General features: G+C 42.6%; 14 protein-coding genes. 2 read left to right on the top strand and 12 right to left on the bottom strand.

Annotation, left to right across the window (positions count from 1 at the left end):
- Positions 1–134 precede the first annotated feature (134 nt).
- Entirely contained in the window at positions 135–1,133 is a 999-nt protein-coding gene (gene cysK, locus K1T76_RS07110) for a cysteine synthase A (protein ID WP_230244955.1), read from the top strand.
- A 180-nt stretch (positions 1,134–1,313) separates the two neighbouring features.
- Here cysK and K1T76_RS07105 read toward each other — a convergent pair whose 3' ends face one another.
- Complete coding sequence (locus K1T76_RS07105; protein ID WP_004973506.1) at positions 1,314–1,922, bottom strand: TetR/AcrR family transcriptional regulator; 609 nt, start codon at positions 1,920–1,922, stop codon at positions 1,314–1,316.
- Positions 1,923–2,360: 438 nt separating this feature from the next.
- On the opposite strand from K1T76_RS07105, the gene K1T76_RS07100 reads away from it, so the two are divergent.
- A complete protein-coding gene (locus K1T76_RS07100; protein WP_096901606.1) occupies positions 2,361–3,530 on the top strand; it encodes a thiolase family protein in 1,170 nt (389 codons plus the stop codon).
- 99 nt (positions 3,531–3,629) lie between these two features.
- On the opposite strand, the gene pcaD is transcribed toward K1T76_RS07100, so the two are convergent.
- The 11 genes from pcaD to catC all read right to left on the bottom strand — a co-directional run bounded on the left by pcaD (position 3,630) and on the right by catC (position 13,757).
- Entirely contained in the window at positions 3,630–4,409 is a 780-nt protein-coding gene (gene pcaD, locus K1T76_RS07095; RefSeq protein WP_230244954.1) for a 3-oxoadipate enol-lactonase, read from the bottom strand.
- Between the two features lie 71 nt (positions 4,410–4,480).
- Positions 4,481–5,686 carry a 3-oxoadipyl-CoA thiolase gene (pcaF, locus tag K1T76_RS07090; RefSeq protein WP_230244952.1) on the bottom strand — a complete coding sequence of 402 codons (1,206 nt, stop codon included), beginning with the start codon at positions 5,684–5,686 and terminating at the stop codon, positions 4,481–4,483.
- A 137-nt stretch (positions 5,687–5,823) separates the two neighbouring features.
- Complete coding sequence (locus K1T76_RS07085) at positions 5,824–6,477, bottom strand: 3-oxoacid CoA-transferase subunit B (RefSeq protein WP_230244950.1); 654 nt, start codon at positions 6,475–6,477, stop codon at positions 5,824–5,826.
- Positions 6,478–6,499: 22 nt separating this feature from the next.
- Positions 6,500–7,186 (bottom strand): 3-oxoacid CoA-transferase subunit A, encoded by a 687-nt coding sequence (locus K1T76_RS07080; RefSeq protein WP_019837575.1) that lies wholly within the window; start codon positions 7,184–7,186, stop codon positions 6,500–6,502.
- Positions 7,187–7,213: 27 nt separating this feature from the next.
- Entirely contained in the window at positions 7,214–8,434 is a 1,221-nt protein-coding gene (gene benE / locus K1T76_RS07075) for a benzoate/H(+) symporter BenE (RefSeq protein ID WP_230244948.1), read from the bottom strand.
- Between the two features lie 59 nt (positions 8,435–8,493).
- Positions 8,494–9,279 carry a benzoate diol dehydrogenase BenD gene (benD, locus tag K1T76_RS07070; RefSeq protein WP_230244946.1) on the bottom strand — a complete coding sequence of 262 codons (786 nt, stop codon included), beginning with the start codon at positions 9,277–9,279 and terminating at the stop codon, positions 8,494–8,496.
- A gap of 38 nt (positions 9,280–9,317) precedes the next feature.
- The gene (gene benC / locus K1T76_RS07065) at positions 9,318–10,334 is read right to left on the bottom strand and encodes a benzoate 1,2-dioxygenase electron transfer component BenC (protein ID WP_230244944.1); all 1,017 of its coding nucleotides are present in this window, start codon (positions 10,332–10,334) and stop codon (positions 9,318–9,320) included.
- A gap of 95 nt (positions 10,335–10,429) precedes the next feature.
- A complete protein-coding gene (gene benB, locus K1T76_RS07060; protein ID WP_230244942.1) occupies positions 10,430–10,921 on the bottom strand; it encodes a benzoate 1,2-dioxygenase small subunit in 492 nt (163 codons plus the stop codon).
- Positions 10,918–12,306, bottom strand: coding sequence for a benzoate 1,2-dioxygenase large subunit (gene benA, locus K1T76_RS07055; RefSeq protein WP_230244940.1), 1,389 nt, complete (start codon positions 12,304–12,306; stop codon positions 10,918–10,920). Before benA ends, benB begins: the two co-directional genes overlap by 4 nt.
- A gap of 87 nt (positions 12,307–12,393) precedes the next feature.
- On the bottom strand, positions 12,394–13,314 hold the full coding sequence (gene catA / locus K1T76_RS07050; RefSeq protein ID WP_070155137.1) for a catechol 1,2-dioxygenase: 921 nt from the start codon (positions 13,312–13,314) through the stop codon (positions 12,394–12,396).
- A 152-nt stretch (positions 13,315–13,466) separates the two neighbouring features.
- Positions 13,467–13,757 (bottom strand): muconolactone Delta-isomerase, encoded by a 291-nt coding sequence (gene catC, locus K1T76_RS07045; protein ID WP_230244938.1) that lies wholly within the window; start codon positions 13,755–13,757, stop codon positions 13,467–13,469.
- Positions 13,758–13,766 lie beyond the last annotated feature (9 nt).

The raw sequence follows: 13,766 nt of genomic DNA, 5'->3' as shown, positions 1-13,766 counted from the left end.
TATTCTAATTCGCGTTTTGTTGAAAGCTAATCATATTTTGTATAAAACAATTTTAACGAAACATCGGCAACAAAATTATAAAAAGGTATGATAATTTAAAATTAGTTTATATAGATATAACATAGGAAATTATCATGACCACAGATGCAGCTTTTCCAACACCAGCAAACTTAGGGATTGCCGTATATAGTAATAACGCCGAAGCGATTGGTAACACGCCATTGGTACGCATTAACCGTTTAATTTCTGGCGGTGCAACGGTTTTAGCCAAGGTGGAAAGCCGTAACCCTGCATTTTCTGTGAAATGCCGTATTGGAGCAGCTTTAATAGCAGATGCAGAAAAACGTGGCGTGTTAAAAGCGGGCATGCATATTGTCGAACCGACCAGCGGTAATACAGGAATCGCTTTGGCATTTGTAGCTGCAGCAAAAGGTTATGAAATTACACTAACTATGCCTGCAAGCATGAGTATCGAGCGCCGTAAGGTTTTGAAAGCTTTGGGTGCAAATTTAGTGCTGACTGAGCCTGCAAAAGGCATGAAAGGCGCGGTGGATGAAGCAGAGCGTTTAGTAACTGAACATCCAGAAACTTATTTTTTGCCGCAGCAGTTTAATAACCCTGCCAATCCACAAATTCATGAAGAAACCACAGGTCCCGAAATTTGGGCAGCAACAGGTGGGAAGGTAGATATTCTTGTTGCAGGTGTAGGTACAGGCGGTACCATTTCTGGTATTTCACGTTATTTCAAAAAGGTAAAAGGTCAGGCATTGCATAGTGTTGCAGTTGAGCCTGCAGAATCTCCAATTATTGGTCAAACAAAGCGTGGCGAAGCCCTTACACCTGCACCACATAAAATTCAGGGGATTGGCGCCAATTTTATTCCAAAAAATCTAGATTTAGATTTGGTGGATGAAGTGATTAGCATTGAAAGTGCTGAAGCAATTGATTGGGCGCGTAAAACAGCAACCCAAGAAGGTATTTTAGTCGGTATTTCTAGTGGTGCAGCAATGGCTGCTGCTGCAAAATTGGCGGCACGTCCTGAAAATGCAGGTAAAAATATTGTGGTGATTTTACCTGACAGTGGTGAGCGTTATTTATCTTCAGTATTATTTGAAGATATTAGTGCAGAATGATGTGTCTTTAGACAGTCAAAAGAATTTGAAAAATCCCAAAGTTTGAACTTTGGGATTTTTTATTTAGAGAATAAATTTATGAGGTGAGTTAATACGTTCTGAAAAGCAAATTTCTTTCTACTTAGACGCTAATATTTAGCGGGATCAGCAATGAATCCAACGAAGCTAACTATGTAAAAATCAAACAATCGCAGATACTTTATCTGGCGTCATCAGTGCTTGATTAATATATAGCTTGATTAAGCGTTCACGTGACCCAATAGCTTTTTGATAATGGGTAGAATTGAGTAATAACGACGCACCATAAGTTACTGTCCAAATATAAGACAGATAATCACGGATCGACATCGCGCTGTTAAAGGACTCTAAATAGGCTTGGGTGATGTCTTTAATTTCTAAAATACGCTGCTCACGAATATCGTATAACTGTTCAAACAATTCATTTAGTTTACGTTCATTATTGGTTAAGCGTTCTTCAATCGAGTGCAGCAAAATCGTACGGTTGGAATTAAGCATGTTATACAGCATGTACTGCGAAACATAAGTTTGAAAGTTATGGTGATACTGTTTGGAAATATCCAATAAACGCTGTTCATTTAAAATAATTAACTCTAAATAGAGCTGATTTTTACTTTTGAAATATTTATAAATTGTGCCTTTGGCAATATCTAACTCTGCAGCCAACTCACTTAATGTAATATCATTATGATTTTCCAGTAATAAAACCTCAGCCATTGCCAAAATTTTCTCTTTACGACGTCGGAAATTTTCTTGGCGTAGAGTCGTCATCAATCAATATTCCAATTACAACCAATTAAGCATGTTGGAGTCTAGTGCAGTTTGAGCAACTTGAAAATAGCACCAAGGTCTTGAAAAGGTAAGTTTTAACGTATGTTCATCAGTGAACCAATGAATTTAAAAAATATCATGTGAAAAATAGCACAATCCATAAGCCAAATCGGTTGTCAATAAAACTGAACCAAACAGGTCATTTTAGTGAAATAAAATTGGATTTCTAAAACTTTTATTCTATTTTTCATAAGCAAGGCCTAAAAGTCTAAGATCAATCAAGCATAGCAATTCAGCACTTTGCGAGATTGCAATGCTCATCTTTAGATTTACATTTAACGTGAATTACTTGCTAACTCACAGGGATGTTATTTGTAATTTTAAAAAGCATGGCTTTTACGGTAATCACTTTAAAAAGACGGTAATAAGGGACTAAAAATGATTGTAATTGTAGATGCTGTACGTACCGCAATGGGCGGCTTTCAAGGTTCACTGGCAAGTTGTACAGCACCCGATTTAGGCGCGGTTGCAATTCAACACGCAGTTGCACGTGCAGGTTTAAGTGGGACTGACATTGATGAAGTAATTTTTGGTTGTGTATTGCCTGCAGGTTTGAAGCAAGGCCCTGCACGTCAGGCGATGCGTCAAGCGGGTTTACCCGATAGTACAGGTGCAACCACCATCAATAAAATTTGTGGCTCTGGCATGAAAGCTGTTATGCAGGCAGCCGATGCTATTCAGGCAGGTTCAGCGCAGATTGTGGTCGCTGGCGGTATGGAATCTATGTCGAATGCGCCGTATTTGCTAGATAAAGCACGTGCAGGTTTCCGTATGGGACACGGCAAAGTCACAGACCACATGTTTCAGGAAGGTTTAGAAGATGCTGAAACAGGCTTGTCGATGGGCGTGCTGGCGCAAGACATGGCAGACAAGAAAAACTATACCCGTGAGCAGCAGGATGAATACGCAATTCGCTCTTTAAACCGCGCGGTAGAAGCCATTCAAAACGGTTATTTTAAAAATGAAATCGTGCCTGTCACTGTTCATTCACGTAAAGGTGATGTGATTGTCGATCAGGATGAACAACCGTTAAATGCCAAAGTCGATAAAATTAGCAGTTTGCGTCCCGCATTTAAAAAAGATGGCACGATTACAGCCGCCAATGCCAGCTCTATTTCAGATGGCGCATCTGCTCTGGTGATTACATCAGATGTGGTTGCGGCAGAGCGTGGCTTAAAACCGCTTGCAAAAGTTGTGGCATACGCGACACATTCACAACATCCTTCTGAGTTTACTCTTGCTCCTGTAGGGGCGATTCAAAAAGTGCTAGATAAAGCAGGGTGGTCGGTTGCCGATGTAGATTTGTGGGAAATTAATGAAGCCTTTGCCATGGTAACCATGCTTGCGATAGATGCTTTTGATTTAGACCCTGCCAAAGTGAATATTCAGGGTGGTGCATGTGCTTTGGGGCATCCTCTAGGTTCTTCAGGTTCACGTATTATTGTGACGCTCATTCATGCATTGCAACGTATAGGCGCGAAAAAAGGCGTGGCATCTTTATGTATTGGCGGTGGTGAAGCCACAGCGATTGCGGTGGAGTTAGTTTAAGTCTAGCTCGTCTAACTGCAGATTCATCTATAAAAAATAGAGTTCTCGAAAGAACTCTATTTTTTTAACTTTTAACTTATTAACAATAACAATGAAGTTTTATGCTTGGATAAACTGCTTCACTGATTGGTTAAATTCATTTGGCAATTCTACGTTAGAAATGTGCGATGCATTGATTTCAAACAATTGGCTATTGGCAATACGTTCAACCATAAATTGAGCATCGGCAACTGTTGTTATAGGGTCTTGCTGACCTGCAACCACTAAAACAGGCACAGTGATGTCTTTAAGTTGTTCACGTACATCCGCTTTAGCCAAAGCTTCGCAACAGCTCGCATAACCTTCGGCGCTGCCAGCTGCCAAGTCGTTTTGAAGATTGTTGACCACTGTCGCGTTGCTTTGGATAAAGGGTTCAGTAAACCAGCGTGATGCTGCAGTCGAAGCAATCGGCTGTAAACCTTGTTCGCGTACCAATGCGGCACGGTCATTCCAAGCCTGTTCTTGACCAATTTTTGCTGCGGTATTACATACCACCACCTGATTAAAACGTTCAGGGCGATGAATCGCTAACCATTGACCTGTTAAACCGCCCATAGAAATACCACAGAATGCCGCTTTTTCAACATTTAAGTGATCGAGTAGATTTACAACATCTTGACCCAATTGATCAATGCTATATGGGCCTTGCGGCGCCGATGATGCACCGTGACCACGTGTGTCGTAGCAAATGACAAAAAAATCTTGCTGGAAAAAATCAATCTGTGCTTGCCACATTTTGAAATTTGTACCAAGCGAGTTTGAAAAAATCAGTGCAGGTTTTGCAGTATCACCAAAAGTTTGGTAATTGATTTGCGCATCATTTGAGGTAAAAGTTGGCATTTTTTTTAAATCCTTAATCTTATAAATCCCCCTAAATCCCCCCTTTATGAAAGGGGAACTTTTAATGAGGATTAAACACGTTCAATAATCAAAGCAATACCTTGACCAACACCAATACACATTGAACATAAACCATATTTACCGCCAGTTTGTTCAAGTTGGTTCAGTGCTGTAGTGACTAAACGCGCACCAGATGCACCAAGTGGGTGACCTATAGCAATTGCACCACCGTTTGGATTGACTTTCTCTGAACCATCTTCAATGCCTAAGTCACGAGTACATGCTAATGCTTGTGCAGCAAAGGCTTCGTTCAGTTCAATCACGTCCATTTGTTCAATGGTCAAACCTGTTTGTGCCAACAATTTTTTGATTGCAGGCGCAGGACCAAAGCCCATAATACGTGGTTCAACACCAACAACAGTTGAAGCAATGATTTTGGCACGTGGTTTTAAGCCGTGTTGTTCAATAGCTTCTTCAGAAGCAATCAAGAGGGCAGCCGCACCATCGTTAATACCTGATGCATTACCTGCAGTCACTGTACCATCTGCTTTTACCACTGGCTTCAATTTTGCCAAGGCTTCTGCTGTGGTTGAGGCCCGTGGATGTTCGTCTGCAGCAACAACGACAGGCTCACCTTTACGTTGAGGAATTTCTACTGCAATAATTTCTTTGTCAAAGAAACCGCGTGCTTGTGCAGCAGCAGTACGTTGCTGGCTGGTCAAAGCAAATAAGTCCTGATCGGCACGGTTTACGTTGAACTGCTCCGCCACATTTTCAGCGGTTTGCGGCATAGTTTCTACGCCGTACATTTCTTTGAGTTTCGGGTTAATGAAACGCCAGCCCATTGTGGTGTCTTCAATTTTTTGATTACGATCATAAGCAGATTCAGATTTACCCATCACAAATGGTGCGCGGCTCATTGACTCAACACCACCAGCAATAATCAGGTTTGCTTCACCTGCTTTAATTGCACGTGCAGCTATTGCAATTGCGTCTAGCGATGAACCACATAAACGATTCACAGTGGTTGCAGGCACTTGGTACGGTAAACCTGCTAAAAGTGCAGACATGCGACCGACATTACGGTTATCTTCACCGGCTTGGTTGGCACAGCCGTATATCACATCATCCAATTGTTCCCAGTTTACAGATGGGTTGCGTTGCATAAGTGCTTTGATGGGGAGAGCGCCCAAGTCATCAGCACGCACAGGGGCTAAACCACCTGCATAACGACCAAATGGGGTACGAATAGCATCGACGATATATGCGTTTTTCATATTTTATTTTCCAAATATCTTAATCCCTCCCAACCTTCCTTTAAAAAAGGGAGGAGATTCTCACCTAAAATACTTGATGGAAGTCCGCCTTTGAAAAAGGGGGATTTAGGGGGATTAAGAATTATATTTAAAGACGATTAAGCCTGAGTCGCATCAATCAGCTTTGCACCAGTCAATGACTGTAATTCTTCAAAGCTTAAGCCTTCAACTTTCTCAATAACTTTCATGCCTTCAGGAGTGACATCAATTACACACAAGTCAGTGTAAATGCGGTCTACACACTTTAAGCCTGTAGCGGGATAAGTCAGTTCAGCTACAATTTTAGCTTCGCCTTTTTTGGTGACGTGGTCGGTTGTAATAAAGACTTTTTTTGCACCAACGGCCAAGTCCATTGCACCACCAACCGCAGGAATCGCGTCAGGAGCGCCAGTATGCCAGTTTGCCAAGTCGCCATTTTCAGCCACTTGGAAAGCACCCAATACTGCGATGTCTAAGTGACCGCCACGCATCATGGCAAATGAGTCACCATGGTGGAAGAATGAACCGCCTGTAAGCATGGTTACGAATTCTTTACCGGCATTGATTAATTCAGGGTCTTCTTCTCCTCCAGAAGGTGGTGGGCCAAAAGCCAATAAACCATTTTCAGAATGTAAGAATACGTCTTTTTCTGAAGAAAGGTAGTTAGAAATTTTAGTTGGTAAGCCTATGCCAAGGTTAACATAAGCACCGTCTGGAATGTCTTGTGCCACACGTTCAGCGATTTGATCACGTGTTAATTTGGTATAGCGCATGATGTTCTCCTTCACGTGACAGTTATGCAGATTGTTCAGGTTGTTTTGCGCCAACGGCAACAACGTGCTGAACGAAAATACCCGGAGTGATGATGTGTTCAGGATCTAACGCGCCTAACTCAACCACTTCAGAAACCTGTGCAATCGTCACATCGGCAGCCATCGCCATGATTGGTCCAAAGTTACGTGCAGATTTACGGTACACCAAGTTACCCCAACGATCACCTTGCTGTGCTTTAATTAAAGCAAAGTCTGCGCGGATTGGATTTTCAAGTACGTAGTCTTTACCTTCATACTTTAGGGTGGGTTTGCCTTCAGCAAGCAAAGTACCAAAACCTGTAGGGGTATAGATTGGACCGAGACCCATACCTGCAGCCTGAATACGGCATGCCAAGTTACCTTGTGGCACAAGTTCAAGCTCGATTTTGCCTGCGCGGTAAAGTTCATCAAATACCCAAGAGTCAGACTGACGTGGGAATGAACAGATGATTTTACGTACTGCGCCAGCTTTTAATAGCTTTGCTAAACCGTAGTCACCATTACCTGCGTTGTTGTTTACAATAATTAAATCTTTGATGCCAAGTTCAATCAAACCATCAATGAGTTCCGCTGGCTGACCTGCGGTACCAAAACCACCAATCATGATGGTTGAACCATCTTTAATTTGCGAAAGGACTTCTGTTAAAGAAGTTTGACTTTTATCAATCATAATGTGTCCTAGACAATTGCATGTCCATTAACTTTTGGAACTTTGAGTTGAAGGTAGGGGGGCGGTTGAGCTGTTACGTTTGGTTAATACCCAATGTGCGATCAAACCAATACAGATACCCCAAAATACAGAACTTAGCCCTAAAAACTGCATACCAGAGGCGGTTGCTAAAAAGGTGATGAGGGCCGGATCACGCTGTGATTCTTTACTCATTGCCACTGAAATATTGGTAGCAATTGCACCCAAAAGCGCAAGTCCAGCCAAAGCTGCAATCAGTTCTTTAGGCAATAGGCTAAATAGCATGACGATGCTACCCGCAAATAACCCACCTAAAATATAGAAAATACCGTTGGCAACACCTGCAATGTATCGCTTTTCTTTCAGTTCGTGCGCATCTTTACCTAAGCACAATGCCGCGGTAATAGAGGCTAGTACAATGGTAATGCCTCCCACACATGCAACGGCAAGAGAAGCGATACTGGTCGCACTAATAATAGGTTTAGCAGGCATGTCATAACCGCTAATTTTAATAATTGCCATACCTGGTAAAAACTGCCCAGACAAGCTGACTAAAATTAACGGTAATGCCAGGTTTAAGGTTGAACTCCACGTCCATTCAGGAGCAATAAACTGTGGAATTGCTAAACTAAAATTGGTGGTGACTGGGTTAATTTGACCGAGCATTAAGCTCAGTATAATTCCTGCAGCAAGCACCCAAATCATGGCATAACGTGGACTAAAACGCTTTGCCAATAAAAATACCGCCAACATCCCAAATACAATGTATGGCAGAGTATTGGTTGCAGTAAATAGGCCTAAACCAAATTGAACCAAGATACCTGCCATCATGCCTGCTGCGACTTCTTGCGGAATCCACGACAGGAGTTTGTCAAAATATCCTGTGATTCCAATCAAGAAAATCACCACGGCAGAGGTGATGTAAGCAGCAACGGCTTCATTTAAAGAAATATCTGGAAACAGCGTTACCAGTAAGGCTGTACCCGGTGCAGACCAAGCGGTCACCACAGGTACTTTATACTTAATTGATAAAAAGATACCTGCGACTGCAGCACCAATAGAAATTCCCCAAATCCATGAAATCATCATATCTGGGGAAACTTGGGCTTGCTGTGCCGCTTGGAAAAAGATGATCAATGGCCCTGAATAGGAGATCAGCACTGCTAAGAATCCTGCAACAGTGGCTGAAATTGACCAGTCATTTTTTAAAGTTTGGAACAGGTAACTCATTGAATATTTGCCTCCTTGCGTCAAGCAATGATCCTGTTGAAGTTGGTCATGATCTTGGCTTAACCCTGATCACCACCACCTACAGGTACAACAGTGCCTGTGATGTACGATGATTCATCAGAAGCAAGGAATAGAATCGCATTCACTTGTTCCTGAATGGTGCCGTAGCGACCCAAGAATGTACGATCAATGGTTTGATCGACCACTTGCTGCATCCACGTTTTTTCATTTTGAGACAATGGATTGGCATTGCGAGGCACTTTACGTGGTAGTGCTTCTGTACCACCTGTTGCAATGGCATTCACACGAATACCATCTTTGGCATGTTCAAAGGCGAGGGAAGCGGTTAAGCCATTCACACCACCTTTTGAAGCCGAATACGGCACACGGTTAATACCACGTGTTGCAATAGAAGATACGTTTACAATCGTACCTTTTTGATTCTTAATCATTTCTGGCAACACGGCACGGCAGCACCATAGGGTTGGGAACAATGAACGATTCACTTCCTTGATAATTTCTTCTTCAGAAAATTCTTGGAAAGGTTTCATCCAGATTGCACCACCGACGTTGTTGATGAGTACATCTACACGGCCATAGGTATCGAGTGCTTTTGCAACGACAGATTCTGCACCTGCAAAAGTTTCAAGATTGGCTTTTACAGTAACAGCATCGCCACCAAGCTCTTCAATTTCAGCCAACACTTCTTCTACATAAGGAGAAAGGTCAGCCATGACTACTTGTGCGCCTTCGCTAGCCACTTGTAAAGCCACACCGCGACCAATGCCTTGAGCGGCACCAGTCACGATTACAACTTTGTTTTCAAATCTTTTTGAGCGATTCATTGTATTCTCCGACTATGTTTCTAGACTGTCTAACAAACTTAGTTGGCAGAGAATTTTTCAAATAGGAAGCTTGCAGGTTTAACACCTTCTGCATCTAACCAGCCACGTACCGCTTCTACCATTGGCACTGGACCACATAGGTAGATGTCTACATCACCACCGTTGAGCCATTCGTTTTCGATATGGCCAGTCACGTAACCTTTACGCTCGTGTGCAGATTCTGGATTTGCCACAACAGTGCGGTACTCGAACCAAGAGAATTTTTCTTGTAGTTCGTTTAATTTTTCAATTGCAACCAAGTCAAAGTCATTGGTCACACCAAAGACTAAACGTACAGGGTGCTCAGAACCTTTTTCTTCAAGCACTTGCAGCATAGACATAAATGGTGCAATACCCGTACCACCCGCTAACATCACCACAGGGCGTGCTACATTACGTAAGTAGAAGCTACCAAATGGACCCGTAAAGGTCATTTTGTCGCCAGCTTTAGCGTTTTGGCTTAAGAATTCGCTCATTTTGCCGTTTAGTACGTTACGTACCACAAAGCCAGTTAAGCGGTTGCCAGGCTTAGAGCTGAAAGAATACGAACGAGTTTCTGTTGTGCCTGGAATACCCACATTCACATATTGACCTGCAAGGAAGTGAATATCTGGTTGACCTTCATCTAACTGAATATCAAAGGTAATAGTCGAGTCAGATAAGTTTTCAACACGTGCCAATGTACCTTCAAATGCATGAATTTCAGTTTTACATACATCAGAAGTGGCTTGAATTTGGAATACTGCGTCTGAAGTTGGTTTACATTGGCATGCAAGAATATAGCCTTGTTCAGCTTCTTCTGGTGTCAATGCATCTTCAATATAAGTTTCTTCAGGCATGTCATACGAACCTGATTCACAAAACGCACGGCACGTTCCACATGCACCGTCACGGCAGTCCAAAGGAATATTGATCTTTTGACGGTAAGCTGCGTCTGACAGTGTTTCACCATCTGTAACAGAAATAAAACGTGTAACGCCATCTTCAAATTGAAGTGCAACATTGTGGTTTGACATGGCTGAATATCCTATATAAATCTTTGAAACTAGACCTTTCAGCCAAGATTCCATCTGGCTGAAAGGTTTTTACCTTGCTGTAAATGAATACAGTCTTAGAGGTGGTAGATATCGATTACTTGGTTGATGTAATCGTTTTTCAGCACCACGTACTTGCTTAAAATTTGCGGTTTGTCGCCAGAAAAATCAATTTCATAGCGCGACATACCAAAGTAGCTGTAGTTAGTTTTGTAACGGAAACTTAAAGTGTTCCAGTTAAAACGTACAGTGACTTTATCGCCATCACGTTCAACAATTTCAATATTGCTAATGTTGTGGCTGGTACGTGTATCAGGCATGGTCGCAGATGAGCGTTCAGTCTTGATACGGAATACACGGTCTTCTAAGCCTTGACGGTCTGGATAGTAAATCAAGGAAATTTCGGACTGTGGATCTTCGGTTAAAGTGTCATTGTCATCCCAAGCAGGCATCCAGAAAGAAGCAGTAGGGGCGTAGCACTGTAACCAGTCATCCCATTGCTCATCATCTAAAAAGCGGGCTTCCTGATACAGAAACTGTGCAATTTTTTCTAAAGTGATGTCGCTCATGCGGTTTCTCCTTCAGTGCTTGCAGCAATTTCTTTTTCAATCGCAATGCCTTTTTTGATCAGTTCTAACCAGTATTGGTGTTGAGCTAGGTACAGCCCTTCATCTTCAGTCTTAATGCCAGATAATTTCGGTTTCAGACCAATTTCATTCGCTGCATCATCCGGACCTTGGATCCAGTGTTTAGAACCACGGCACATGTCGTTCCATTCAAGTGCGATACCTGCGTAGCCTGCTTGACATGCACGGAATTCTTCAAGATCATCTGGTGTAGCCATACCTGATGCGTTAAAGAAGTCTTCGTATTGACGAATACGGCGTGTGCGCGCTTCTGGCTCTTCACCGACAGGACCGATACAGTAAATGGTCACTTCAGTCTTATCGACAGATAGTGGACGTAACACACGGATTTGTGAACCGAACTGATCCATGAAGTAAACGTTTGGATAGATACACAGGTTACGTGAACGCTCGATCATCCATTTTGCCATCGCTTCGCCGTATTTCTCGGTGTATTCGTCTTTCTTGGCAAAGTTAGGACGGTCTTCTGGGTTTGCCCATTGCGTCCAAAGGAGCATGTGACCATTTTCAAAGCCGTAAGAACCACCGCCTTGTTTGCCCCATGAACCTGCGCTCATTGCACGGATGTTATCGCCAGCTTCTTTTTCTTTACGTTGCTGAGTTGTTGCAGCGTAGTTCCAGTGTACGGCAGATACATGGTAACCATCTGCACCATTTTCAGCAGTTAACTTCCAGTTACCTTCATAAGTGTAAGTCGAAGAACCACGTAAAACTTCCAGACCGTGTTCTGACTGACCTACGATCATGTCAATAATCTTGGTTGCTTCGCCCAGGTACTCTTCCAGAGAAGGGACATCTGGGTTCAAGCTACCAAACAAGAAACCTTTGTAGCTTTCAAAGCGGGCAACTTTTTTCAAGTCGTGTGAACCGTCTTTGTTAAAGCAATCTGAATAACCTGCATCTGCTGGGTCTTTTACTTTTAACAACTTACCAGAGTTATTGAAAGTCCAACCATGGAATGGGCAAGTGTAAGTTGCTTTGTTACCGCGTTTGTAACGACATAACTGTGCACCACGGTGTGAACACGCATTGATCATGGCATTTAATTCGCCATTACGGTTACGTGCAATGATGATTGGCTGACGACCAATATAAGTGGTGTAGTAGTCATTGTTGTTTGGAATTTGGCTTTCGTGTGCCAAATAAACCCAGTTGCCTTCAAAAATGTATTTCATTTCTAGGTCAAACAAGGGTTGGTCTGTGAATACTGAGCGGTGTAGTTTAAATTCACCAGATTCAAAATTATCAACCAATAGCTCATCAATGCGGTCTAAGTGGCTGGTGTTAATTACAGGAATACGAGGCATGTCCTTTCTCCGGCTGTCCAATGAGGGGCAGTCAATCGGGAAGTGCCTGATTTATATTCAAGACACGTCCCGCTTTCCTTTTGGGAATTAAGCACTTGCGCGACGACGGTCGACTTCAGTGCTAGGCGCGTTTTCTTTTTCCTTCACAAGTTCAATATTGAACTGAATGTGTTTGAAAGGACCCTTTAGGCCACGGCGTGCAATTTCAGCTTCATCAGTTACATCAACAGCGGTTGCAACAAGGCCTTCTCGTGTAGCGAATGCAAAGTCATCCCACAGGTATTTGTCACCCTCAATGTTGAATTGAGTAGTCAGTTTGCGGTAACCCGGTGCAGATACGAAATAGTGCACATGAGATGGGCGGTTACCATGACGGCCTAATTTGTCCAATACGAACTGAGTAGTACCTTCTGGTGGGCAGCCATAACCCACTGGCATTGTAGTCAGTGCAACATATTTACCATCTTGGTCAGTGAAAATAGAGCGACGCAGGTTGAAGTCAGACTGTGACTTATCAAAGAATGAGTAGTTACCCAAGCTGTTGGCGTGCCAAACTTCAACTTTAGCACCTTCAATAATATTGCCTTCGGTATCAGTTACAGTACCTTCGATGATTAGAGTCGGGATTTTACCTTCTTCAGAACCATCATCCATACGTGCAAAGCCAACTGATTCAGGTGCGCCTGCTACATAAAGTGGACCTTCAATAGTCCGTGGTGTGCCACCGGTGATACCTGCTTTAGCATCAGCTTCATCTGCACGCAAGTCCAAGTAGTGCTCTAGCCCTAAGCCTGCAGCTAATAGACCTAACTCATTTGCTTGGCCCGCATCCGTAAAGTATTCCAAACCTTTCCAAAGCTCAGTTTGAGAAATATCAAGATCTTCAATCGCCTGGAACAGGTCACCTAACAAGCGCACAACAATCTGTTGTACTCGCTCATCTACAGGACCAGTCGCAGTATCGACGTTAATTTTCTTAACTAATACATCAATTTCTTGGCGGTTCATACTATTGCTCCTAAAAGTATGTTTTTCATATTTTAGTGGCGCATCTTTAGCTTTATTGGCTGGCTAAATTTGGCTGGCCACAATCCCTTGTTGCAGTACTTTCTGTTTGAGTTTTGGATGAGAAATCTTGCGATTCCTCATCCGGTAATCAATTAACTGTCATCCTCTCGAACTGAAGATGGATGACGGTTTAATGGCATCACTTCAATATTCATGTATGGGTAGAGCGGCAGACCTTGTAAAATGTTGTGAAGTTCTTCGTTGCTCTCAACATCAAAAATACTGATGTTTGAATACTGGCCAGTAATACGCCAAATATGACGCCATTTACCTTGACGCTGTAATTCCTGTGAATATGCTTTTTCAACGACTTTAATTTCGTTTGCAGTTCCTGCTGGCATATCCAATGGAATGTTTACATCCATACGTACATGGAAAAGCATAAGTTTCTC

Source organism: Acinetobacter sp. PW68, from assembly GCF_020982655.1.
GTDB classification, from domain to species: domain Bacteria; phylum Pseudomonadota; class Gammaproteobacteria; order Pseudomonadales; family Moraxellaceae; genus Acinetobacter; species Acinetobacter towneri_A.
The sequence above is the reverse complement of the archived record's forward strand: the minus strand, read 5'-3'. Positions and strand labels throughout refer to the sequence as shown.

Excerpts from the sequence above, each read along its gene's own strand:
- K1T76_RS07085 (WP_230244950.1), bottom strand. The coding sequence starts at position 6,477 with ATGCGCTATACCAAATTAACACGTGATCAAATCGCTGAACGTGTGGCA.
- benB (WP_230244942.1), bottom strand. The coding sequence starts at position 10,921 with ATGAGCGACATCACTTTAGAAAAAATTGCACAGTTTCTGTATCAGGAA.
- benE (WP_230244948.1), bottom strand. The coding sequence starts at position 8,434 with ATGAGTTACCTGTTCCAAACTTTAAAAAATGACTGGTCAATTTCAGCC.
- benD (WP_230244946.1), bottom strand. The coding sequence starts at position 9,279 with ATGAATCGCTCAAAAAGATTTGAAAACAAAGTTGTAATCGTGACTGGT.
- benC (WP_230244944.1), bottom strand. The coding sequence starts at position 10,334 with ATGTCAAACCACAATGTTGCACTTCAATTTGAAGATGGCGTTACACGT.
- catA (WP_070155137.1), bottom strand. The coding sequence starts at position 13,314 with ATGAACCGCCAAGAAATTGATGTATTAGTTAAGAAAATTAACGTCGAT.
- pcaF (WP_230244952.1), bottom strand. The coding sequence starts at position 5,686 with ATGAAAAACGCATATATCGTCGATGCTATTCGTACCCCATTTGGTCGT.
- K1T76_RS07105 (WP_004973506.1), bottom strand. The coding sequence starts at position 1,922 with ATGACGACTCTACGCCAAGAAAATTTCCGACGTCGTAAAGAGAAAATT.
- catC (WP_230244938.1), bottom strand. The coding sequence starts at position 13,757 with ATGCTTTTCCATGTACGTATGGATGTAAACATTCCATTGGATATGCCA.
- pcaD (WP_230244954.1), bottom strand. The coding sequence starts at position 4,409 with ATGCCAACTTTTACCTCAAATGATGCGCAAATCAATTACCAAACTTTT.
- cysK (WP_230244955.1), top strand. The coding sequence starts at position 135 with ATGACCACAGATGCAGCTTTTCCAACACCAGCAAACTTAGGGATTGCC.
- K1T76_RS07100 (WP_096901606.1), top strand. The coding sequence starts at position 2,361 with ATGATTGTAATTGTAGATGCTGTACGTACCGCAATGGGCGGCTTTCAA.
- K1T76_RS07080 (WP_019837575.1), bottom strand. The coding sequence starts at position 7,186 with ATGATTGATAAAAGTCAAACTTCTTTAACAGAAGTCCTTTCGCAAATT.
- benA (WP_230244940.1), bottom strand. The coding sequence starts at position 12,306 with ATGCCTCGTATTCCTGTAATTAACACCAGCCACTTAGACCGCATTGAT.